We start from the raw sequence: 22,202 nt of genomic DNA on the forward strand, positions 1-22,202 counted from the left end.
GCAGTTCATCTTCCTGAAGGCCATCCTGTTGTATCGTGCTGGGGGAAAACCAGTCTGCACCCCATAACCACGCGAAAGGCCGCAGCCAGACGCTGAACGCGACTGAACCCATATCATTTCTCCAAAGCTCTATTGATGCTATGAGAGAGAAATGCTCCTGTTTTTATGGAAAAACCAATGAAACTTCCGACCGAATGGATAAAGAGAACTTATCCATGAAGCTGTCTCGCAACGTCCCCTTGAATGCCATGCGCGTGTTGGAAAGTGCTGCCCGTCACTTAAGCTTCACCAAGGCTGGCGATGAGCTTGGCATGACGCAGACGGCGGTGAGTTACCAGATCAAACTGCTGGAAGACTTCATCGGTGCGCCGCTGTTCCTGCGCAAGCCACGGCAGGTGGCCCTGACCCAGACGGGCGAGTTGCTGGCGGGCCGGGCCTCACAGGCCTTTGCCATCTTGGCGACAGCGCTTGACGAGGCACGCACCAGAACGGCGGATGTGCTCATCATTTCCTGCACCACGACATTTGCGCATCAATGGCTGGCCCGACGGCTGGGCGTCTTTCAAGCCAGACATCCCAAGATTTCCGTGCAACTGGCATTGACGAACGAGATCGTGGATTTCTCGCGCACCAATGTCGATATCGGCATTCGCTGGGGAAAAGGTGATTGGCCGGGGCTCACCGGACGCCGCATCATGCGGCTGGATTTTGCACCCGTCGTCAGCCCGAAGCTCGCGGCGACCATCGGCGGGCTCAAGGACCCGAGTGACATTCTCAAACTGCCAATCATCAGCCCGAACGACCGCTGGTGGAAACACTGGTTCGCCGAAGCGGGTGTGACAGAAACGGATCTCGACAAGCGCACCGGCAGCGACTTCGGCATCCAGAACCTGGAAGCGCAAGCCGCAATTGCAGGTCACGGCGTAGCCATCGTCAATCCCGTTCATTTTGCGGACGACATTGCGTCCGGTCGCCTGCTCCAGCCCTTCGACCTCGTTTGCAATGATGGCCATGATTATTGGATCGTTCACAGTGAGGCAAGCCGCAACGTGACCAAAATCAAGGCCTTCACGGAGTGGATGCAGGAGGAGTTTCCAACAGAAGCCTGACTTAAGGCAAGAATATCTGCGCGTTTCGCACATCGCCCCTTTTCTGATCGGTAAATATTTCGCACAGTGCGATGCAAAGCAGGGGAACAGAATGTACGAATACGCCATTGCGTGGGAATGGATGGCTTTTGCCGTCCGCTGGTTGCACGTTATTACCGCCATCGCCTGGATCGGCTCGTCCTTCTATTTCATCGCGCTCGATCTGGGTTTGGTAAAACGAGCGCATTTGCCGCCCGGCGCCTATGGCGAAGAGTGGCAGGTGCATGGCGGCGGTTTCTATCACATCCAGAAATATCTGGTGGCGCCCGCGCAGATGCCGGAACACCTGACATGGTTCAAATGGGAAAGTTACGCCACATGGCTCTCCGGCTTTGCCATGCTGTGCATCGTCTATTATGGTGGCGCAGACCTGTTTCTCATCGACCATTCCGTGCTCGCACTGACGCAGTTTCAGGCGATCGGCCTGTCTCTGGCATCGCTCGCCATCGGCTGGGTGTTTTACGACCTGCTGTGCAAATCGCCCATCGGCAACAATACCTGGGGCCTGATGGCAGTCTTGTATATTGCGTTGGTTGGCATGGCCTGGGGCTACACGCAGATATTCACGGGTCGCGCGGCCTTCCTGCATCTTGGCGCGTTCACCGCCACCATCATGTCGGCCAACGTCTTCATGATCATCATTCCCAACCAGAAGATTGTCGTGGCCGACCTGATTGCGGGTCGTACGCCGGACCCGAAATATGGCCGCATCGCCAAGCAGCGCTCGCTGCACAACAACTATCTGACGCTACCCGTTATCTTCTTCATGCTGTCGAACCATTATCCGCTGGCCTTCGCCACGCAGTTCAACTGGGTCATAGCAGCCCTCGTGTTCCTGATGGGCGTCACCATCCGCCACTGGTTCAACACGACCCATGCCCGCACGGGCAGGCCAACATGGACGTGGCTGGTGACTGCGCTGATCTTCATCGTCATCATGTGGCTCTCCACCGTGCCGAAAATCCTGACCGGCGAACAGGAGCAGAAAGCGGCCATGCTTTCTCCAACACAGCAGCTTTTTGCGGCCAATGTCCATTTTGCTTCGGCACGCGACGTCGTCCAAAGCCGCTGTTCCATGTGCCATGCGGCAGAGCCCGTGTGGGAGGGCGTGACGTTCACGCCGAAATCGGTAAAACTCGAAACCGATGCGCAAATTGCAGCCCATGCGCGGGAAATCTATTTACAGGCGGGCCGCAGCCATGCCATGCCGCCCGGCAACATCACGGCGATCACGCCGCAAGAGCGCAAGGTGCTGACCGCTTGGTATGAAAGCGCCGTGTCCCAAGGAAAAACGGAATGAGCATGCTTCTGCTGCGCGGACGACTTCTCAGCTTCAACCGCGCACCAAACGCCATCGATGATACGGAAAGCTATCTCTATATCGAAGACGGTGGTCTTTTGATCGAGGATGGCAAGATCAGCGCCATCGGCGAGTATAGAGATATTCTAGCTCGGGCACCCGAGGGTGTGGAAGAAACAGATCATCGCCCTCACCTCATCGTACCGGGTCTGATCGATATGCACATGCATTTTCCGCAGATGCAGGTCATCGGATCCTACGCCGCCAATCTGCTGGAATGGCTGGACACCTACACATTTCCCGAGGAATGCCGTTTTGTGGAAAGCGCGCACGCAACGCGCATCGCCACGCATTTCTACGATGAACTGATCCGCCACGGCACCACCACGGCGGTTGCTTATTGCTCCGTGCACAAGGCCTCGGCAGACGCCTTTTTCGCGGAGGCCATGAAGCGTAACATGCTGATGGTCGGCGGCAAGGTCATGATGGACCGTAACGCGCCGCAGGGTCTCCTAGACACGCCGGAGCTTGGTTATGACGAAACCCGTCAGGTGATTGCCGACTGGCATGGCAGGGGCCGCAACCATGTGGCCATCACACCGCGCTTTGCCATCACCTCCACGCCCAAACAGATGGAGGCAGCGCAGGCACTGGCGCAGGAATTCCCCGACCTGTTCATTCAAACACACCTCTCCGAGAATCTGGATGAGATCAAATACACCTGCGAACTCTATCCTGACGCCATCGATTACACAGATATCTACGTTCGTTACGGCCTGATGGGAAACAAGACCCTGCTGGGTCATGCCATTCACCTATCAGATCGCGAGGCCGACGTACTCTCTGAAACGGGTGCCGTCGCGGTTCATTGCCCGACATCAAACCTGTTCATCGGCTCTGGACTGTTTCCGATGAAGAAACTCCAACGCCGCGAAAAGCCCGTGCGCATTGCCGTGGCAACCGATATTGGCGGCGGATCGAGCTATTCCATGCTGCGGACCATGGATGAGGCCTACAAAATTCAGCAACTGCTTGGAGAACGACTGAATCCGCTGGAAAGCTGGTATCTGATGACGCGGGGAAATGCCGAAGCGCTGTCCATGGTCGACAAGATCGGCACTCTCGACGTGGGCACAGATGCGGATATCGCCGTGATGAACGCATCTTCAACACCAGCAATGGCGTTGAAGATGGAAGTCGTTAGAAGCCTCCCGGAAGAGCTGTTTCTTATACTGACCATGGGAGATGACCGCACGGTGATCGAAACTTATATTTCAGGTATAGCGGCAAAAGGCTTCCTTTGATTTTAGGAAAACCGTAAAATAGCACAACCGGTCAATCGAGATTTACTTATATTTAAACCATAATAATCTAATATCCGCATCACAGACATCCCCCAGCGGCCATGACGGCACGCCCTTTCTGTGATGAAGCTCCAATACCGAATGAACGTTCTTCTGAAACCGCTTGGTGGACGGCGTCCCATGTCGCGCCCTTCAGATGCACCGTGTTCGCCGCCCTACATCAATCGTGAGGAAATATGTCATTTCTGAAAAACGCGAGCATCCGCACAAAAATACTTTCTCTTGTTCTTCCCTTATGTGTTGTCGGGCTGAGCGCAACCGCCTTCATGTCACACAGCTTTAAAGATGCCGACGCCAGCTACAGTGATTTTATTGCCAACGACACGACTGGTGCAACGGCAATGGCGCGCGCCAATAGAAATCTGGCTGCTACAGCCTACGCCGCTTATCAGACGCTAGTGTATGCCAGCGAAGATCCCGGCACGAAGAGGGCATTGGCTCTTTACATTGATAGCAAGACCAAGCTTTTTGACCGGCTGCAGACCACCGCTCAGCTCCTTCCTGACCAAAAGCCCGCGATCGACGACTTTATTTCATTTCCCGGTCAAAAGTTGTCATTGGCTTGACGGATGAGGCTGTGAGGCTTGGCCAGCTTGATCAGGATGAGCCTGCGAAGGCTTTGCTGGCAAAGGCTGACGATTTGATCGTCCCGCTGGCAGCAGATGCGGCACAATTCCTCGACACAGTTCTGAAAAATGTCACTGCTGGAAGCGACGCACTTTCAGACCAGACGAACACAACGATTCTGTGGTCTCTGACAATTGTCGGTGTCACATTCGCACTTGGCATCATCGCCTCATTGGTTGTTGCCGCCAAGGGCATTACCACACCGATCGCGAACCTGCGCGAACGCATGATGACGCTTGCAGAAGGGCAGACGGCTGAAGCCGTCGAAGGCCAGGATCGCAACGATGAAGTGGGCCAGATGGCGAAAGCGGTTTCCGTGTTCCGTGAGAACGCGATGGAACGCATCCGCATGGAAGCCGAGGCCGATGCAAATCGAAGCATGTCCGAAAAGGAACGCATCGAACGCGAAGCCCAAAAGGCACAGGAAGCAGCCGATACAGCATTTGCCGTCGATCAACTGGCCAAAGGTCTTGGTCGTCTGGCGGATGGCGACGTCGCATACCGCATCGATACGCCCTTCGTGGCACATCTCGATACTTTGCGTTCGAACTTCAATGGATCTGTCAATAACCTCAACGACGCCCTGCGCGCGGTTGGCGAAAACGCTCGGGGTATCGATGCCGGTGCCAATGAAATCCGCTCAGCTGCCGACGATCTGTCCAAGCGCACCGAACAGCAGGCAGCGTCCGTCGAAGAAACGGCCGCCGCTCTGGAGGAAATCACAACGACGGTGAAGGATAGCAGCAGCCGCGCCGAAGAAGTCGGACATCTCGTAGCGAAAGCCCGCGATGGTGCCGAAAAGTCAGGCAACGTCGTGCGTCAGGCCGTGACCGCCATGAACGAGATCGAACGCTCATCTGGCGAGATCACCAGCATCATCTCCGTTATCGATGAAATTGCGTTCCAGACCAACCTTCTGGCCCTGAACGCAGGTGTGGAAGCCGCACGTGCCGGTGAAGCCGGTAAGGGTTTTGCCGTCGTCGCGCAGGAAGTGCGTGAATTGGCGCAACGGTCTGCAAAGGCCGCGAAGGAAATCAAGGCCCTGATCACGACATCTGGCGAGCATGTTCGTTCTGGCGTTACCCTCGTGGGTGAAACCGGCAAGGCACTCGAAGTCATCGTTACCGAAGTTCAGGAAATCAACCGTCACATCACCGCCATCGTCGAATCGTCGCGTGAACAGTCGGTCGGACTTCAGGAGATCAACACGGCCGTCAACACCATGGACCAGGGCACACAGCAGAACGCCGCCATGGTCGAACAATCGACAGCAGCCAGCCACAGCCTTGCCAAGGAAGCGGCCTCACTCAACCAGTTGCTATCCCGCTTCAATCTCGGAAATGGTGAGGGCGCTAGTCGGGCAATGCCGTCGGCGGCACCTGTCCGGGCTGCATCCAACGCCTCCAGGCCAGCACCGTCTCCAGCACGCGCGCTGGGTCGCAAGATCGCAGGCGCCTTCGGTGGCGGTTCGTCCGCGGCCGTCGCGCAGGATACCTGGGAAGAGTTTTGAGCTTAAAACTCAGAGCGACCAAAATGGGCGGCTTTGGCCGCCCATTTTTTATTTAAGACAGTCTAAAAATAGGCGGGAGACGCTAGCTGATCCGCAGATTGTAAGCATCATTCGTCGCGTTTTCGAACTTCCTGGCCTTGCTGTCATAGCGACTTTTCAGCAGCCTGGCATACTCGAACACCGTTCTTGGCGTCCACACACCACCAGACACCCGCAAATTGATAAAATCGGAAGCGGCGGCACCAAGATCGTAACCCGTCCCGACGTCTAGGATACTTTTGACAGTCCAAGCACAGTTTTTTCGGTACACTAAATAGCGTGGGTTATTGGCGAGCATGTTATCCCACGCACGCTTCATCTGCGCTTCATCGAGGCCGGAGATTGACAACGTGGCAGTGGGAGAACCTCCCTCAGCTGTTACATCGCCGTCATATGTTCGCGAGGATATCGGCTTACCCACAAACGTCTCTTTGTCACCGGCACCGGGCCACCAGCTCACATATCGCTCAAGACCCTTGCCTTGCCCTGCACCAATAGAAAGTGAGATATGACCAATGTTATTGCGAGACATATCTGGTGCCCAAAAATAAACTGTAATCATCAACAGCTCCAGTCGATCTTGTTAAAATCTACTCTCGATAGAATTACCGGCACTTATCAATCGGAAAACGTAAAATAAATTTTGTGGCAAAAGTTTGCTTTTAACGACGTTTCCTCGATGCACACAACCGAAGAGCGACGAGGTCTCTGCTGAGCGAATATTTGACGCGTTTTGAAGACACAATGTGACAATTCCGATGTCCCCAATCACACTCCCATGGTAGTTGAAGATGTTATTCAGATTTGAAGGCTTCATCCATGAGCAAACCACTGACCATTGCTGACTTGAAGAAACAGGCACGGCGCCGCGTGCCAAAAATGTTCTTCGATTATGCAGACAGTGGCGCATGGACCGAAAGCACGTACCGCGCAAATGAAGATGATTTTGCCAAGATCAAGCTGCGCCAGCGTGTCCTGGTCGATATGACGGACCGGTCGCTGGCAACGAAGATGATCGGTGAAAACGTGTCTATGCCGGTCGCGCTTTCTCCAACGGGTCTCACGGGCATGCAGCATGCCGATGGCGAAATGCTCGCCGCCAAAGCTGCGGAAGAATTTGGTGTCCCCTTCACGCTCTCTACGATGAGCATCTGCTCTATCGAAGACGTCGCCTCCGTCACCGCGCGGCCCTTCTGGTTCCAGCTCTACGTCATGAAGGACCGCGATTTCATCAACAACCTGATCGACCGTGCAAAGGCGGCGAAATGTTCCGCACTGATGCTGACGCTCGATCTGCAAATTCTTGGCCAACGGCACAAAGATCTCCGCAACGGTCTCTCCGCCCCGCCGAAATTTACGCCCAAGCACATTTGGCAGATGGCAACGCGCCCACAATGGTGCCTTGATATGGCGCGCACCAAGCGCCGCAGTTTTGGAAACATCGTGGGCCACGCCAAAAACGTGTCCGATCTGTCTTCACTGTCTTCCTGGACGGCAGAGCAGTTCGACCCGCGCCTGTCTTGGAAGGACGTGGAATGGATCAAGGAACGCTGGGGCGGAAAACTCATCCTCAAAGGCATTCTGGATGAAGACGACGCCCGGGCTGCGGCCGATACGGGCGCCGACGCCATCATCGTTTCCAATCATGGTGGAAGACAGCTCGACGGCGCTTTGTCTTCCATCGCAATGCTGCCGAAAATCGTCGATGCGGTCGGCGACAGGATCGAGATCCATATGGATGGCGGCATTCGTTCCGGCCAGGACGTTTTGAAGGCCATCGCGCTCGGCGCCAAAGGGACATATATCGGCCGTCCCTTCCTCTACGGCCTAGGTGCAGGCGGCAAACTTGGCGTCACGACGGCGCTGGAAATCATTCGCAAGGAAATGGATATCACCATGGCGCTCTGCGGTAAGCGGCTGCTGAGCGATGTCAACGGCGACATTCTGGTCAAATATGGGACAGCCGCCTCCTAGAACATAGCCATCAGAATGGTCGGCACCCATCACGTCAGCTGGTGTGACTGCTGCAAGAACAACATGCCGGTGATTTCGCGGATGATGCCTGCGATCAGTGCTCCATAGATCATGACTGTTCGGTTTATCCCGAATTTGCCTTTCGTGCCGCGCGGATGAGCCGCTTTCGAAGGGCATCTCTGTCATCATCGGATTGACCCTTCCCGCTCATTAAATCAGCAAGCCAGATGCCGTCGATCGCGAGCCTGACGAGCTGCAGCCCAACACCATCGTCAGTTTTCTTGTGCCGCGCCAATCGTCCACCCAACCAGCTATCCCACCTTTGCCTTAACGACGGCTCGCCGATCAGGGCGACGGCGAGTGCCGACCACTTATCGTCGGTCTCTTGTCCCCGATCAGCAAAAAATGCGTTCACGTAAGCCCGTGTGAAGCAACCATAGTCCTCACGATCCCGTGAGATCAAAGCGTCAATGTCAGAATCAAGCTGATCCAGAAGATCGATAATTAGAGCTTCCACCAGCGCCTGCTTGGACGCGAAGTGGTGAAACAGGCCGCCCTTCGTCACCCCTGCGGCCGAGGCAACAGCCTGCACGGAGACGGCCGCAAGGCCCTGTTTGGCAGCGATTCTTGCGGCACAATCAATTAGATTTCTCCGCACCACGTCGGGCTGTTTCTTGCGTTCACTCAAGATTTGCATGAAAAAAACATACCGGACGGTTGGTTTCCTATCAAGGAAATTACCCGCCACCAGTGAGGATCGATTTTCATACTTAATTAGGGATGAAAGCGGTCTTTAAAGTTTGAACGGTTTCGTTGCCTCAAACTATCGGTAGGCTGAACGAGCGACGAGTGCATGGATCAAGGGGTGAGTGGATGTTGAGAATGATCAGGCGAGGAATGGTCAACGCATGGATGTTTGCATTGGCCTTCCTGTGTGCGGTCATCTCGTTACAGGCGTCTGAGGCGCAGGCGGGTTACGCCCATTTCGTGATGGATGCCAGGACGGGCAAGGTCCTTGCCGCTCAAAGCGCGGATACTAAGAACTATCCAGCTTCCCTTACGAAAATGATGACGCTCTACATGGTGTTCGAAGCCCTGAATGAGGGTCGACTGCGGTGGGACCAACGCATCACCATGTCGAGACACGCGGCGTCCGTCATACCCTCGAAGCTGTGGGTCAAGGCGGGTACGACGTTTACCGTTCGCGAGGCAGTCTATGGCATGATCGTGAAGTCCGCCAACGACATGGCAGAAGGCATGGGTGACCACATCGGCGGCTCAGAATCGAAGTTCGCGCAGATGATGACCCGCAAGGCACGCCAGCTGGGCATGACGAAAACGGTGTTCCGCAATGCGTCCGGCCTGCCCAACAAGGCTCAGGTCACCACCGCGCGTGACATGGCAAAGCTGGGCCTTGCGCTCCAGCGTGATTTCCCGAAAGAATACAAACTCTTCGCCATGCAATCCTTCAAGTTTCGCGGCAAGACGATCCGAGGACATAACCGCCTGATGGCGCGTTATACTGGCGTCGACGGTATCAAGACCGGCTACACCAACGCATCCGGTTTCAATCTGGTCAGCGCGGTCAACCACAACGGCCGCAGCGTCGTCGGCGTTGTGCTGGGTGGAAAGACGGCCCGCAGCCGTGACAACCAGATGGCATCGCTGTTGGACCGGACAGTGCCCAAAGCGTCGAGAGGCGCGAGCAGCCAGCAGCTGATCGCCAGCGCCAGCACGAGCCGCACTTTCGATGTCGCGCCCGCCGCAATTCCACTGCCCATGTTCCGAGAGCGCCGTGACCCCATCGCGATGCAGATCGCCACGGCAAACAACGTGATCCCGGATATGATGCAGACCTCGGCTGTGCGCGCGACGGTGTCCGAGCGGAGTGACTGGGAGGTGCAGATTGCAGCGGCGGATTCACAAGGGGCAGCGCTTTCCCTGCTGCGCCATGCCCGCCCGGCCATCTCATCCAGCTATTCGGGAATAGCACCCTACACGGAAGCGGTTCGAAGCGGCGCGGCAACGCTCTATCGCGCACGTTTTACCGGCTTCGATAGTCAGGCGGCGGCCCTATCGGCCTGCAAGGATCTCAAAGCTCAGAGCTATTCCTGCGTCGTCATGGCAAATGAAAGCTGAGACGGATCAGTCAAGCCAGCCGGTGGCAATGGCCTTGCCGAGACGCGGCATGCCGTTTGTGCTGGCGAGTTCACCCATCGCCGTGCTGTCATAACGGACCTGCCGCAAGTAGACCTGCCATCCTCTCGATGTTTCCTCCAGCACCGCGTAGCTGGCGAGAGGGTGGCCCGCTTCCACCTGGTGGTAGAAAGGCTCATCGTCTCTCCAGCCGGGACAGCCGACACTGCCGGGATTGACGATCAGGCGACCATCCGAAAGCTGAACGGTACGTGCGATATGGGTGTGTCCACACAGCATCAGCGGTTGCGTGATCCCATCCGCCAATGCTTCGATTTCAGAAAGCGAACGCTGGTAGAGAAAACCCTCCGGCGCAAGCTGCTCCAGCCAATAACCCAGATCATCCCTAGGCGAGCCGTGGCAGCAATAGGCGACGTCCTTGAAAACCAAGTGAAACGGCAAAGCCTGCAACCAATCGAAATGCTCTGAAGAAAGCTGCATATGGGCAGGCTTCTCCCAATCGCCCATGAGCTCGAAGGGACGATCGATCAAGGCGCGATCATGATTGCCACGAACCGTCGGCATGTTCCGGCCCACCAGAATATCGGCTGTACGGCCAGCTTCCAGCGGACCGCTGAAGCAATCACCAAGATTGACAATATCGGCAATCCCAAGCGTTTCGATGTCTTCAAGCACGGCTTCCAGTGCCGCACAGTTCCCATGGATATCGGCAATAGCGGCAAAAATCATAAAGGTCAGCTTCCACGATATGTTGAATAGCTATAAGGCGAAAGCAGCAGCGGCACATGATAATGCCCGCTTTCATCCGCTATGCCGAAGCGAATGGGTATAATGTCGAGAAAGGCAGGCTCCGCTAGCACCAGACCTTTGGTGCGAAGGTAATCGCCAGCGTGGAACACCAATTCATACTGTCCTGCCCGAAAGTCCTCACCGATCAGCAGAGGGCCACCGTCGACACGGCCATCACTGTTGGTTTCAACCGTTTTCAGCTTGTCTCTGCTCTCGCCATCCAGCCGGTAAAGGTCGATCTTCAAACCCTGCGCAGGTGTGCCGTGTGCCGCATCGAGGACGTGGGTGGTAAGGCCGGTCATGGCTTTGGCTCCGCAATAAAATAGGGCTGATCGAAAAAGAACTCTTCCAGATTGTGACCGGGGCCATCCCGGTCCACGACAAGAAAATCACTGACAGAGCCAAGCGTCATCAACGGATGGTGCCAGACATTGCGATGATAGTTCACGCCCTGGTCGGGTCGCGCGAGAAACACTTTGGGAGTTTCCGGCCTGCCCTCCTCATCCTCAGCCACCACCACCAGAAACGGATGGCCCGAGAGAGGCGTAAAACTCTGGCTTCCAAGCGGGTGCCGCTCCATCATATCGATGGCATAGGGAAAAACGCGTGGCCTGCCACGAAAAATATTCAGAACAATACGAGCGCCCTCACCCACGATCTCAGGTGCAGCCAACGCATGATGCCGCTCGGTATTACCACCATTGATGAGCTTGATGCTGGCAGGATCCGTCTCAATCAAATCGCCAAACGGCGCAAATGCCTCTCTCGTGAGAGGCAGGATTTCAAGATAGTCACTCAATGCCTATTCACCTTGTGCGCGCCAGTTCTGGCAAAGCGCCAGTTTTTCCAGAAGCTCGGCTCGGACCATCGCATCATCACTCCGGCAAAAGCGCAGACAGACGCAGCAGCGCGATTTTCTCAACCTGCGCCGTAGCCGTTGCGAACTCCTGTTCCGCATCATCTTTGATGCGCGTCTCAAAGGCGCGCAGAATGTCTGTCTTGTTCAGGCCCTTCACCGCAATGATAAAGGGAAAGCCGTTGCTCTCCACATAGGTGGCGTTCAGTTCGGTGAAGCGCGTATGTTCCTGTGGTGACAACTGATCAAGACCTGCGCCCGCCTGTTCATTGCGGCTGTCTGCGGTCAGCTGCCCTGCAATCGCGAGCTTTCCGGCAAGATCTGGATGGGCACGCAAGACGCCAAGCCTTTCCTCATGAGACGCCGCACGAAATTGACTGCACAGTGCCTCGTGAATGCCCATTGCTGTCAGAGGTTCAGTCACCTTGCCAGCATCATAAGCACGCTCTGCGATAAACGGAGAATGCTCGAAGACGCCACCAAAACGACGGATAAACTCGCCCCGATCCACCATCAGAGCGCCCCCGGCTTATGATGCGCATGCCAGTGACGCGCGATGTCGACACGCTGCGGTATCCAGACTTTTTCGTGGCCAAGCACGTATTCGATAAAGCGTCGCAGTGCTGCCGCCCTTCCCGGCCGTCCAACAAGACGACAATGAAGGCCGACACTCATCATCTTGGCAGCACCTTCTGCACCTTCCTGATAAAGCACATCAAAGCTGTCCTTCAGATAGGTGAAGAATTGATCGCCGGAATTGAAACCCTGCGGCGTCGCGAAACGCATGTCGTTGGCGTCGAGCGTGTAGGGAATGATCAAGAAAGGGTCGTTTTTCAGACCCTTTACCCAATAGGGAAGATCGTCGGCGTAGCTGTCGGAGGAATATAGAAACCCACCCTCTTCCATGACGAGCCGCAATGTGTTGTCGGAAGGCTTACCCTGATACATTCCGTACGGGCGCTCGCCAGTCAGCTCCGTATGCAGACGAACGGCTTCCAGCACATGCTTGCGCTCGTCCTCTTCCGAAAAATCCTTATATTCCAGCCAGCGATAACCGTGGCTGGCGATTTCCCATCCCGCCTCCTTCATGGCGGCCACCGCTTCGGGGTTCCTCGCCATGGCGGCAGTAACGCCATAGACCGTGGTCGTGACGCCCAGATCCGTGAACATGCGCCACAGTCGCCAGAAACCGGCGCGCGAACCATATTCGTAGATCGACTCCATATTGAGATTGCGCTGACCGGGCCATGGTTGCGCACCCACGATTTCCGACAACAGAGATTCCGACGATTTGTCATTGTCGAGAATGCTGCTTTCACCGCCCTCTTCGTAGTTGATGACAAATTGCACGGCGATTCTCGCCTCACCGGGCCATTTTGGATCAGGAGTGTTACGGCCGTAACCAGCAAGATTACGGGGATAGTCAGCGGAAATCATCAAATCACCTTCACGCAAATTTCGTGAACGGTACCATCGCAAACCGGAAAGTCGAGAGCAATGTCGTCAGGAGACTAAGCAATCTTGCGGGCAGACACACGCCCCATCGGGTGCAGCGAATGCACACGGAATGGCGCGCCAGGCTCGTCTTCCACGAAAAGCGCCAGATTGGAAAATTCGATCTGCCGTTCCAGGACAGGGGCGAACACCGCACGCACGGCTCTTTCGACCCTTGCGCAGTCTCCCGGCACCACTCCGCCCGTCAACATCATCTGGAAGCGAAACTCGTCCATCACATAAGGGTGGCCCCAGCGGTGCAAATTGGTCAGTTGGGTAGCGGAGAGACGATCCGGGTCGGCGCGCTCGATATCGGCATCGGACAAGGGTGCACGGTAGTGGTCAAATTCCTGTACGACGCTCGCGGCTAGAAAATTCAATGTTTCCGATGGCCAGGAGGGTACCAGTCCGTAAACATTTCCGAGCTTCGCGATCTCGAGCGGTGGCAAACGAAAGGGTTGGTGCGTGCCGGCAAAATGCATCAGCGCCCGCAGCAAGGTTGCTTCGCCAATGTCTTCCATCAGGCGAAAGGGCGCCTTGATGGTGCCGTGGAAACCGTAACGCCTGGGCAGCGCCGTGTGGTAGGAAATTTCCTGCATCCCGAGGCTCGAAACCGCAGGTGGCTCTACGGTTTGGTCGGAATAGATATCACGTCCCAGCCAGGCCGCAGCCACGTGGGTGAGCGGATCGTTCGGAGAGGGCGTAAAATGAATGGCGTACCGCATGCGTCGTCACCTCGCCGTCCGAAACGGTTTTCTTCAGCTCTATTGCATGAGCTAAGCTGTTAGGTGATTTGCGTGACAGATTAACGACTGGAAACGCTGCTTCATAACATCTTCGCGTTGAGCACGCGGAGGTGATCTTCCAGTGTAAAACTCTTGGGCACATCCATGGCTCTCCCCATCAAAGCATCCAGCGCAGCGTCCGCCAGACGATGCGCCAGACCGAAACTGACCTTGAAACCACCCGTCAGCGCGATGATCCGGGAATGATCGGGATGACGCCCAACCATCGGGTCCCGTCCAATCGCCTTGGGACGCAAACCAGCCCAGCGTTCGATGATGGGGGCATCCGCCAGCAGCGGAACGATCTGGCGCGCCTGCGCAATCAGGGCATCAAGCTTCTCATCCGTCGCAAGCGCGTCCTCGAATTCTTCCTCACTGGTGCTACCAATAGCGACCGTTCCGTCTTCGTGCGGCACCACATAGAGACCGTTGAGAAACACAACAGGCATCGACGGATCGACATCGGCGCGCAGCAGCGCCGCCTGCCCCTTCACCGGCTGACCGAACCTTGGAACGGAGGGCAAACCAAACGTCTGGCTGAGCAGGGGGAAAGAGTGATGACCCGCCGACACCATGGCATGACCGAACCGAATGTTTTCCCCGCTTGCCAATGCGACCGTGCCGCTGGGTTGCAGCGTGGATACGCTGCATTTCTCCATCACCTGCACATGCCTGGCGTGCCGCAAATATGCTTGGAGCGTGGCAATGAAGGCTCGCGGAGAAACTTTGGCCGCAAAGGTGTCGTGAACGAAACCGGCCCCGCCCGCTGCCGCGTTTACCCACCCATCGATGGGAGGTCGATCAAGAAGATGCCAGTGAAACGTCGTCCCCCCTGCCGTCCAGTTGGAGAGTGCGTCGCGTCGATGGCGCTCTGCAATGGGCCGCAGATGCGGCTTGGGGAGCGGAATAATTCGTCCGCACCGGCGGTAACCTGCTGAAAACCCTGTCTCCGCTTCCACCGCTGCGATTTCCGCTTCGAGGCCAAGCAAGGCATCGAACTGAAACTGCTTCTTGTCGGACCAGCGATCCGGAACGTGCGACATCAACGCGCCCAGAAGACCACCGCTGGAACCGCTTCCAATCGTGTCGGCATCGACAAGAAGCGTGTCGATGCCCAGCCGCTCCGCTTTCACAGCCGCCCATAGCCCCATGATGCCGCCGCCGACGATCAGCAACGAGACGCTGGATGGCAAAGGTGATTGACCTGTTTGCCGGGGAAGACTATCGGCTTGAACCATGACACATCCCGACGAAAACATGCCGGTAAGAGCCGGCTCAAATATGCTGGATTGGCGAGAGGGCGATATGCCCTATTCGCTGGCCTTTGGCGACCATTTTTATTGCCAGACGGATGGACGGCAGGAATGTAGCCACGTCTCGCTCGCCGGAAATGGCCTGCCGCAGCGCTGGGAAACGGCGGAAGGAACCTTCCGCATCGGTGAACTCGGGTTCGGCACCGCATTGAACCTGTGTGAGACCTGGCGACAGTGGAAACTGCACCGCCCAGCCCAGGCGATGCTGCATTTTGTCTCTTTCGAACTATACCCGATGACGGCGCATGAACTGGACCGCGCATTGTCCCACTGGCCTCAACTGGAGGCCGAGCGCACAGCGTTTGTCGCGCAGTGGCCCTCAGATCCAGAAGGCTGGATTGACATAACTCTGGATGAGCAGACACGCCTGACGGTCTTCTGCGGCGACGCCATGCAGGGAATAATCCAGAGCAACGACACGTTCGATGCCTGGTACCTGGACGGTTTTGCCCCTTCAAAGAACCCGGACATGTGGTCGCTGGACCTCATGTCGGCGCTGTTTGAAAAAACCGCTCCCGGCGGAACCTTCGCGACATTTGCGGCCGCCGGTTTCGTGCGCCGCAATCTGGGTTCGGCTGGTTTTGCGGTTGAACGCCGGCCAGGCTTTGCGGGAAAACGGGAAATGCTCTGCGGCGTAAAGCCTGCACAATAAGCACAAACGAAAAACGCCCGGACACAGGTACGGGCGTTTCTCAGGTTAGATCAGATCTGATCAGCCGCGCTTGCGACCACGACCGGCGTTGCCAGCTGGACGACCCTGACCGGCTGGCGCAAACGAACCAGCCTTGCGAGCAGGGCGCCCTTGGCCACCACGGTGGTTGCGGCTGGCAGCGGGCTTGCCCGCACCCTCGACGCCACCGCGCTTGAAGTCAGACGTTGTTTCCAGATCGTTGTCACGTTCAACAGGCGCAAATTCACCGGCGCGCTGACCACGGAACTCACCGTTGCGGCGTCCAGCATCGCGTGGCGCACCGTCGCGTGGCCCACGCTGTGGGCGATCACCATGTGCACGTTCGCCACGTTCTCCGCCCTGACGGCGAGGACCGTTGCTGTTGCCACGATTACCGGCGCCACGGTTGTTGTTGTTGCCGCGAGACGGGCTGGCAAGACCAGCGGGACGTTCGCCGGACAGAACCGGAATTTCGATCTTCATCAGCTTTTCGATGTCATGCAGCAAACGGGTTTCATCCGGTGCGCAGAAAGCGATTGCGATACCATCGAGACCCGCGCGGGCCGTACGACCGATACGGTGAACGTAAGCATCGGCAACTTCAGGCAGATCGTAGTTGAAGACGTGCGTTACGGCTGGAATGTCGATACCGCGCGCGGCAACGTCAGTGGCAACCAGAACCTTGAATTCACCATCCTTGAAGCCCTTCAACGCGCGCTCGCGCTGACCCTGGCTCTTATTGCCATGGATCGAGGCCACCTTGAAACCGATGTGTTCGAGATACTTGGACAGCTTTTCGGCACCATGCTTGGTGCGCAGGAACACGATAGAACGGCTATCGGGGTTTTCGTTGAGCGTCTTCTTGAGGAGTTCGGTCTTGTCATTCTTGCCGACGACGAAGTGAACATACTGTTCGACCTTGTCTGCGGCCTTGCCGGGAGGCGTGACCTGAACGGTGACAGGATTGGTCAGATAGCTGCTGGCCAGATCAGCAATCGAGTTCGGCATGGTCGCCGAAAACAAAAGCGTCTGACGGTTGGCAGGCACCATTCTGGAAATCTTGCGCAGGTCATGGATAAAACCAAGGTCCAGCATCTGGTCGGCTTCATCGAGCACAAGGAAAGTCACCTTGGACAAGGAGATTGCGTTGCGCGAGATAAGGTCGAGCAGGCGGCCTGGTGTGGCAACGAGAATGTCGGTGCCCTTTTCCAGCTGAAGCTGCTGCTTGTTGATGGACGCGCCACCAACGACCTGGTTGATCTTCAAATGCGTCTTGCGCACGAAACCGCGCAGACTTTCACCGATCTGGTTCACCAACTCGCGGGTTGGCGCCAGAATAAGAGTGCGGGTGGTGCGGTTTGCGGGACGATCCGGCTGCTTCAGCAGCATTTCGATAATCGGCAGGCCGAAAGCGGCCGTTTTGCCGGTGCCGGTCTGCGCAAGACCGATCATATCGCGACCTTCCAGAAGAAGCGGAATCGCTTTTGCCTGGATAGGGGTCGGTGTGGTGTAACCGAGCTGGGTGACGCCGGCCACGATTTTTTCAGAGAGGCCGAGTTCGCTAAAACTGGTCAATAGTATACCTTTCGGGGCGCCAAAACGCTTGAACCCGGATCAGCCCTGCTGTCCGGTTGTCTTGGCGTCAAGAACCCCGCGTGAATTGGGAACTTGTGGGTTGGAATGACTTTCTGCGCTTCAGTGCGGCTGTAATCGCCGTCTCCTGCATTTATGCGCTTTTCCTTCATGCGTCGTATTGTGTCGATGACGCTGCAGCTCACGCGGCCGCCAAAGGTGAAAGCTTGGACGGGATTTCGTCCTTTTGGACAGCAAAGTCAAGTGAATGTTTTGAAATAGCGGGTTTGCACCCGAGGCATATCCGCCCGCGACGACGTCTCGACGAACTGAAAAAACGTGAAAACGGAGGGCAATCATGGTTAAAAAACTGTTATAACCCTGTGTTGTGGATAGCCAATGCCATGCCGCTACAATATTGTCCGTTCGCAAGAATATTCTTAAGTAATTTGATTCTATTATGGGCGCTACATTACTACGGAGAATGTCTTGAACACAGAAGGCGGCTTGCTTGAAAAAGCATGTGAAGGCGTCCTGACGCTGGAACGTCCTGCCTGCGTCAAGGACAGCCAGTTGCGTTATGTTTGCGCCAATGCCGCCTATGCGCGTTTTGCCGGCCGCGACCCCGACGATTTCCGAGACAAAACAAGCCATGAGTTGTTTGGCACGACCGAGGATTTGGAACGTGCTGACAAGGAAAAGCGGTGTCTTGTCTTTGCGGCCGATGAAACAACAATCTGGAAAAGCCCTGTTTCCGGTGCAACGCATGTCATAAAATGCGAACGCTTTGAAACCGAAGACGGCCGCATGTTCCTCTACGAAGTGTTCGAAACCATGCCATCCCATGCGGCAAATGGCGGCGCGGCGCCGGTTGAAAAGACCATTTCCATCCCCTCGGCCACACTGGATCTTCTTGATGTCGCTATCGGCATCTATGGTCCAGATAATAGGCTGGTCTATGCAAATGCCAGACTTGAAAGTCTGTGCGGTGACCTCTCCGTTGTCTGGAGGCCCGGCCTTGAACTTAAAACAGTCATTGCCGCCTTTCACGACTACTGTTTCGCGCCCGCCCAAGACAGCCCTGAATCGGCTGGGGCCGATAGGCAGGCGTGGATCGACGGCATGTTTGCCGATGCCCAGAAGCCGTTTGCCGAATTTACCCAGCAAACGGTTGACGGACACTGGATCCGTGGCATCTCGCGACGGCTTGAAGGCGGCATGCTCGTTGCGCTTCTTCTTGACGTGACCGATGCCAGAACACAGGAAATATTGCTCGAAAAACACACCAGGGAAAACTGGCTTTTTCGCGAGGCGCTGGAGCAATTGCCGGTCGCCGTTTTCATGCTGGATGGCCAACGCCGCCTGACCTATGCAAACGCCTCTTACGAAGCCTTGTGGGGAGAGCCCCGCGAGAAAAATTACGGACGAACGGAGGAGGAAATCTTCGTTCATGAGGGCAAGGCATTCAGGCAGGAAAACATCCATGTCCTGAAAACCGGAGAGGAACTGCACAAGACGGAACAGATCGTCTTGAACAATGGCGCCATCATTCCGACCATCATTCGGGTCGGTCGCATCATCACGCCGGCGCACGAGCCCTATCTCGTTGGTTCCGTTACGGACGCGACACCGCTGATGAAGCGCAAGGAAGAATTGAAGGCCGCCCGTAATGAAGCGGAACGGCTCCATGCGGAGGTCCAGTCGATCCTCCAGTCCTTGCCTGTCGGCGTCATGCTGCTGGGGTCGGACTACACGATCGAATACGCCAACAATTACTTTTACGAATTGTGGGAGGTGAAAGAGCAGGTCGATCTCATCGGCCTGCCCTATCGCCGTTATCTGGAACTGGGATACCAGAGCGGCAAATACCACCTCGGCGAACAGGACATCGAGAGCGCTATCCGGGCGCGCAAAGCACATCTCGACCAGATCGATGGCTACTCATCGCGCGAGGTCGAAAGCAAGGCGGGCCGGTGCACGATCATTTCCGAATGTCGCATCGCTGGCAACAAGATTCTGCTGACCTTTTCCGACAGCACCGACGTCCGCTCCCGCGACAGGGAAATCAGCCATGCGCGGCAGGAATTGCAACGCGTTGGCGAGCATATGCGCGATGCGACTCGTGTCATGGCACAAGGCCTTGCGCTGGTGGAAAAAGGCCGCATCATCATGTCGAACGACGCCATGGTGCGCCTGTTTGAGGTGCCGGAGGCGTTGCTTGCCGCAGGCGAAAGCTGGATACCGTTTTTCTCGTATTGTGCCGCACGCGGCGATTTCGGGAGCGAGGAACAGATTGCGAAGACCAAGAAACTGTGGACTGAAAATGTAGCGGCGATCAAACCCTTTTCCTGGCTCATCCATCTCGCCAATCAACGTTGGCTCAATCTGGAAGCGACGATTGGCGCAGGCGATTACTGGCTTGTTATCGTCACCGACGTAACGGATATGAAGCAGCGCGAGGTCGAGCTTGAAGGCCTGTTGGCGCGCGCCAAGGCCGCCGACCGGGCAAAATCCGAATTCCTTGCCAATATGAGCCACGAAATTCGCACCCCCATGAACGGCGTCCTGGGCATGGCGGAGTTGCTGGCCAAATCCAATCTCGATACACGCCAGAGAACCTTCACCGACGTAATCGTGAAGTCAGGCAATGCCCTGTTGACCATCATCAACGACATACTCGACTTCTCAAAGATCGATGCAGGCCAGATGACACTCCGCTCTACACCCTTTGACGCGGTTGAAGCCGTTGAGGATGTGGCGTCGCTTTTGTCTTCGCAAGCGCAGAACAAAAACATCGAGCTTATCGTGCGCATCGATCCATCATTCAACACCATGGTGAGTGGTGACGCCGGTCGTTTTCGTCAGATCGTCACGAACCTGACCGGCAACGCAATCAAATTTACCGAAAAAGGCCATGTGCTCATCGAGCTATCCGCCGAACTGGTGGACGAGAGCGAAGTGATTCTGGTTTTGCGGGTGAAAGACACCGGCGTTGGCATACCGTCCCATCAACTCGACCATATCTTCGAAAAGTTCAATCAGGCAGATTCGTCCTCCACCCGCCGCCATGAAGGCACAGGCCTCGGTCTTGCGATAACCGTGGGTTTGGTCGGCATTTTCGGTGGCAAAGTCGATGTCGAAAGTACGGTCGGCGAAGGCTCAACCTTCACCGTGGCCCTTCCCCTTCGTGTCGTGGCGAAAACCAGCGAACATACCAGTGGCGCCATCGACCGTAAAAAAGTCAGCGTCCTCATCATCGACGATAACAGTGCAAACCGCCAGATCCTCAGCGAACAGTTGTCCAGTTGGGACATCGACGCCTACGCCGCAGAAAGCGGCCCCGCAGGATTGGCTATTCTCGAAGAGGCGGCTCGTTTAGGCTTTGAAATCGATGCTGTCATCCTCGATGACGATATGCCCGGCATGAATGGGCTGGAGGTTGCGCGCCGTGTGAGGCAAAATCCGAGCTTCAACGAAACGGCGATGATCTTCTTGACATCAATGGATGCCATTCACCAGGACAGTGAACCTTCCGACATCAGCTTCGACGCACATCTGATGAAGCCAGTTCGCGCCCGGCTTTTGCGCAAGACGCTGACGGATGTCGTGCGGACATCACGCTCAAAGCGAGCTCTGCGCAAAACATCGGACACGCCGGACCGGGCAGCTGACATGACAAGGAAAACCAAGCCCCTTACAGAACCAGAACATACATCCAAAACAGCGTTGATCGACGTCCTGATCGCAGAGGACAACGACGTCAACCAGATCGTCTTCACGCAAATCCTTCAGGAAACCGGCTTGCGCTTCCACATCGCCAGCAACGGCAAAAGAGCGGTAGAAGCGTGGAGAGACTATCATCCATCCATCATCCTCATGGACGTTTCCATGCCGGTCATGAACGGACTTCAGGCGACGCAGGCCATCCGCGCCGAGGAAAAAAGTACCGCTCGCACTCCCATCATTGGCGTTACCGCACATGCGCAGGACAGCGACCGCGAGCTGTGTCTGGCCTCCGGGATGGATGATTACTTATCCAAGCCGATCAGCCCGGAACTGCTTCGTGCAAAAATTGACAAGTGGTTGTTGCGGGGAACCGATGACGCGACGAAATTGAACTCGAATTGAAAACGCCGCGAGGACAAGGTCACACGCGGCGTTTGCCATGGTCGAAAAGGCCCAGAATTAACGGCGACGCGCCGAATCTACCGACAAAGCACCCGGGCCTGCCGTGACGAGGTAGAGGAAGACGAAGCAGAACAGAATTGCTGCGTCGCCGCCATTCAGGACCGGGAAAAAGCTCTTCGGCGCATGCGCCATGAAATAGGCGAAAGCCATCAGACCCGAAAGAACGAATGCGACCGGACGCGTGAAAAGACCGATGAGGATGAGAAGTCCGCCGATCGTCTCAAGAAGCGCGGCAACCAGTAGCATTGGTGGAAGCGAACCCTCCATCGTTGATGCAGGAAATCCGAACAGCTTCTGCGTTCCGTGTTCGATGAACAAAAGGGCCGTGATGATGCGCAACGCTGCAAGAGCGTAAGGCTGGTACCGCGACAGTTTGTCAAAAAATGCCATATGCTTAGTCCCCGTAAAAATAGGTT

General features: G+C 56.1%; 18 protein-coding genes and 1 pseudogene. 8 read left to right on the forward strand and 11 right to left on the reverse strand.

The features are described from left to right. Nucleotides 1–215 precede the first annotated feature (215 nt). From EKM04_RS16030 to EKM04_RS16045, 4 genes and pseudogenes are all read left to right on the forward strand, one after another. Complete coding sequence (locus EKM04_RS16030; RefSeq protein ID WP_183895140.1) at nucleotides 216–1,109, forward strand: LysR substrate-binding domain-containing protein; 894 nt, start codon at nucleotides 216–218, stop codon at nucleotides 1,107–1,109. Between the two features lie 91 nt (nucleotides 1,110–1,200). Beyond that, entirely contained in the window at nucleotides 1,201–2,448 is a 1,248-nt protein-coding gene (gene puuD / locus EKM04_RS16035) for a urate hydroxylase PuuD (RefSeq protein ID WP_183895138.1), read from the forward strand. After that, nucleotides 2,445–3,752: a guanine deaminase gene (gene guaD / locus EKM04_RS16040; RefSeq protein WP_183895137.1), complete on the forward strand. Its 1,308-nt coding sequence runs from the start codon at nucleotides 2,445–2,447 to the stop codon at nucleotides 3,750–3,752. The genes puuD and guaD overlap by 4 nt, the downstream gene beginning before the upstream one ends. 236 nt (nucleotides 3,753–3,988) lie before the next feature. After that, nucleotides 3,989–5,949, forward strand: a pseudogene (locus EKM04_RS16045) (methyl-accepting chemotaxis protein). An 82-nt stretch (nucleotides 5,950–6,031) separates the two neighbouring features. Here EKM04_RS16045 and EKM04_RS16050 read toward each other — a convergent pair. Continuing rightward, nucleotides 6,032–6,550, reverse strand: coding sequence for a hypothetical protein (locus EKM04_RS16050; protein ID WP_183895134.1), 519 nt, complete (start codon nucleotides 6,548–6,550; stop codon nucleotides 6,032–6,034). A gap of 257 nt (nucleotides 6,551–6,807) precedes the next feature. Here EKM04_RS16050 and EKM04_RS16055 point away from each other — a divergent pair, with 257 nt between their 5' ends. Continuing rightward, nucleotides 6,808–7,962, forward strand: a complete 1,155-nt coding sequence (locus EKM04_RS16055) for an alpha-hydroxy acid oxidase (protein ID WP_183895132.1) — start codon at nucleotides 6,808–6,810, stop codon at nucleotides 7,960–7,962. 124 nt (nucleotides 7,963–8,086) lie between these two features. Here the strand turns inward: EKM04_RS16055 and EKM04_RS16060 are convergent, their stop codons facing one another. After that, nucleotides 8,087–8,659, reverse strand: a complete 573-nt coding sequence (locus EKM04_RS16060; RefSeq protein ID WP_183895130.1) for a TetR/AcrR family transcriptional regulator — start codon at nucleotides 8,657–8,659, stop codon at nucleotides 8,087–8,089. A 200-nt stretch (nucleotides 8,660–8,859) separates the two neighbouring features. On the opposite strand from EKM04_RS16060, the gene EKM04_RS16065 reads away from it, so the two are divergent. Continuing rightward, the gene (locus tag EKM04_RS16065) at nucleotides 8,860–10,101 is read left to right on the forward strand and encodes a D-alanyl-D-alanine carboxypeptidase (protein ID WP_183895666.1); all 1,242 of its coding nucleotides are present in this window, start codon (nucleotides 8,860–8,862) and stop codon (nucleotides 10,099–10,101) included. Between the two features lie 6 nt (nucleotides 10,102–10,107). On the opposite strand, the gene EKM04_RS16070 is transcribed toward EKM04_RS16065, so the two are convergent. The 7 genes from EKM04_RS16070 to EKM04_RS16100 all read right to left on the reverse strand — a co-directional run bounded on the left by EKM04_RS16070 (nucleotide 10,108) and on the right by EKM04_RS16100 (nucleotide 15,281). Beyond that, nucleotides 10,108–10,848 (reverse strand): metallophosphoesterase family protein, encoded by a 741-nt coding sequence (locus EKM04_RS16070; protein ID WP_183895128.1) that lies wholly within the window; start codon nucleotides 10,846–10,848, stop codon nucleotides 10,108–10,110. Nucleotides 10,849–10,853: 5 nt separating this feature from the next. Beyond that, the gene (gene uraH / locus EKM04_RS16075) at nucleotides 10,854–11,210 is read right to left on the reverse strand and encodes a hydroxyisourate hydrolase (protein ID WP_183895126.1); all 357 of its coding nucleotides are present in this window, start codon (nucleotides 11,208–11,210) and stop codon (nucleotides 10,854–10,856) included. After that, complete coding sequence (locus tag EKM04_RS16080; protein WP_183895124.1) at nucleotides 11,207–11,707, reverse strand: ureidoglycolate lyase; 501 nt, start codon at nucleotides 11,705–11,707, stop codon at nucleotides 11,207–11,209. The genes uraH and EKM04_RS16080 overlap by 4 nt, the downstream gene beginning before the upstream one ends. A 76-nt stretch (nucleotides 11,708–11,783) precedes the next feature. Further along, nucleotides 11,784–12,278 (reverse strand): 2-oxo-4-hydroxy-4-carboxy-5-ureidoimidazoline decarboxylase, encoded by a 495-nt coding sequence (gene uraD, locus EKM04_RS16085; RefSeq protein WP_183895122.1) that lies wholly within the window; start codon nucleotides 12,276–12,278, stop codon nucleotides 11,784–11,786. Beyond that, on the reverse strand, nucleotides 12,278–13,201 hold the full coding sequence (puuE, locus tag EKM04_RS16090; protein ID WP_174153720.1) for an allantoinase PuuE: 924 nt from the start codon (nucleotides 13,199–13,201) through the stop codon (nucleotides 12,278–12,280). The genes uraD and puuE overlap by 1 nt, the downstream gene beginning before the upstream one ends. A gap of 74 nt (nucleotides 13,202–13,275) precedes the next feature. Further along, entirely contained in the window at nucleotides 13,276–13,983 is a 708-nt protein-coding gene (locus EKM04_RS16095; RefSeq protein ID WP_174153721.1) for a DUF1045 domain-containing protein, read from the reverse strand. 101 nt (nucleotides 13,984–14,084) lie between these two features. Beyond that, entirely contained in the window at nucleotides 14,085–15,281 is a 1,197-nt protein-coding gene (locus EKM04_RS16100; protein WP_174153722.1) for an NAD(P)/FAD-dependent oxidoreductase, read from the reverse strand. On the opposite strand from EKM04_RS16100, the gene mnmC2 reads away from it, so the two are divergent. Beyond that, nucleotides 15,280–16,008, forward strand: coding sequence for a tRNA (5-methylaminomethyl-2-thiouridine)(34)-methyltransferase MnmC2 (mnmC2, locus tag EKM04_RS16105; RefSeq protein ID WP_183895120.1), 729 nt, complete (start codon nucleotides 15,280–15,282; stop codon nucleotides 16,006–16,008). The two genes, EKM04_RS16100 and mnmC2, sit on opposite strands and share 2 nt — an antisense overlap. Before the next feature lie 60 nt (nucleotides 16,009–16,068). Here mnmC2 and EKM04_RS16110 read toward each other — a convergent pair whose 3' ends face one another. Beyond that, nucleotides 16,069–17,601: a DEAD/DEAH box helicase gene (locus tag EKM04_RS16110; protein ID WP_183895118.1), complete on the reverse strand. Its 1,533-nt coding sequence runs from the start codon at nucleotides 17,599–17,601 to the stop codon at nucleotides 16,069–16,071. Nucleotides 17,602–18,087: 486 nt separating this feature from the next. On the opposite strand from EKM04_RS16110, the gene EKM04_RS16115 reads away from it, so the two are divergent. Further along, nucleotides 18,088–21,726 (forward strand): response regulator, encoded by a 3,639-nt coding sequence (locus EKM04_RS16115; RefSeq protein WP_183895116.1) that lies wholly within the window; start codon nucleotides 18,088–18,090, stop codon nucleotides 21,724–21,726. Nucleotides 21,727–21,783: 57 nt separating this feature from the next. On the opposite strand, the gene EKM04_RS16120 is transcribed toward EKM04_RS16115, so the two are convergent. Next, nucleotides 21,784–22,176, reverse strand: a complete 393-nt coding sequence (locus EKM04_RS16120; RefSeq protein WP_183895114.1) for a DoxX family protein — start codon at nucleotides 22,174–22,176, stop codon at nucleotides 21,784–21,786. Nucleotides 22,177–22,202 lie beyond the last annotated feature (26 nt).

Source organism: Rhizobium skierniewicense Ch11 (genome assembly GCF_023757665.1).
In the GTDB taxonomy this organism is placed as follows: Bacteria; Pseudomonadota; Alphaproteobacteria; order Rhizobiales; family Rhizobiaceae; genus Agrobacterium; species Agrobacterium skierniewicense.

Coding starts and splice junctions, on each gene's coding strand:
- uraH (WP_183895126.1), bottom strand. CDS start 11,210: ATGACCGGCCTTACCACCCACGTCCTCGATGCGGCACACGGCACACCT.
- mnmC2 (WP_183895120.1), top strand. CDS start 15,280: ATGACACATCCCGACGAAAACATGCCGGTAAGAGCCGGCTCAAATATG.
- EKM04_RS16065 (WP_183895666.1), top strand. CDS start 8,860: ATGGTCAACGCATGGATGTTTGCATTGGCCTTCCTGTGTGCGGTCATC.
- EKM04_RS16070 (WP_183895128.1), bottom strand. CDS start 10,848: ATGATTTTTGCCGCTATTGCCGATATCCATGGGAACTGTGCGGCACTG.
- EKM04_RS16055 (WP_183895132.1), top strand. CDS start 6,808: ATGAGCAAACCACTGACCATTGCTGACTTGAAGAAACAGGCACGGCGC.
- puuE (WP_174153720.1), bottom strand. CDS start 13,201: ATGATTTCCGCTGACTATCCCCGTAATCTTGCTGGTTACGGCCGTAAC.
- uraD (WP_183895122.1), bottom strand. CDS start 12,278: ATGGTGGATCGGGGCGAGTTTATCCGTCGTTTTGGTGGCGTCTTCGAG.
- puuD (WP_183895138.1), top strand. CDS start 1,201: ATGTACGAATACGCCATTGCGTGGGAATGGATGGCTTTTGCCGTCCGC.
- EKM04_RS16050 (WP_183895134.1), bottom strand. CDS start 6,550: ATGATTACAGTTTATTTTTGGGCACCAGATATGTCTCGCAATAACATT.
- EKM04_RS16095 (WP_174153721.1), bottom strand. CDS start 13,983: ATGCGGTACGCCATTCATTTTACGCCCTCTCCGAACGATCCGCTCACC.
- guaD (WP_183895137.1), top strand. CDS start 2,445: ATGAGCATGCTTCTGCTGCGCGGACGACTTCTCAGCTTCAACCGCGCA.
- EKM04_RS16100 (WP_174153722.1), bottom strand. CDS start 15,281: ATGGTTCAAGCCGATAGTCTTCCCCGGCAAACAGGTCAATCACCTTTG.
- EKM04_RS16120 (WP_183895114.1), bottom strand. CDS start 22,176: ATGGCATTTTTTGACAAACTGTCGCGGTACCAGCCTTACGCTCTTGCA.
- EKM04_RS16030 (WP_183895140.1), top strand. CDS start 216: ATGAAGCTGTCTCGCAACGTCCCCTTGAATGCCATGCGCGTGTTGGAA.
- EKM04_RS16060 (WP_183895130.1), bottom strand. CDS start 8,659: ATGCAAATCTTGAGTGAACGCAAGAAACAGCCCGACGTGGTGCGGAGA.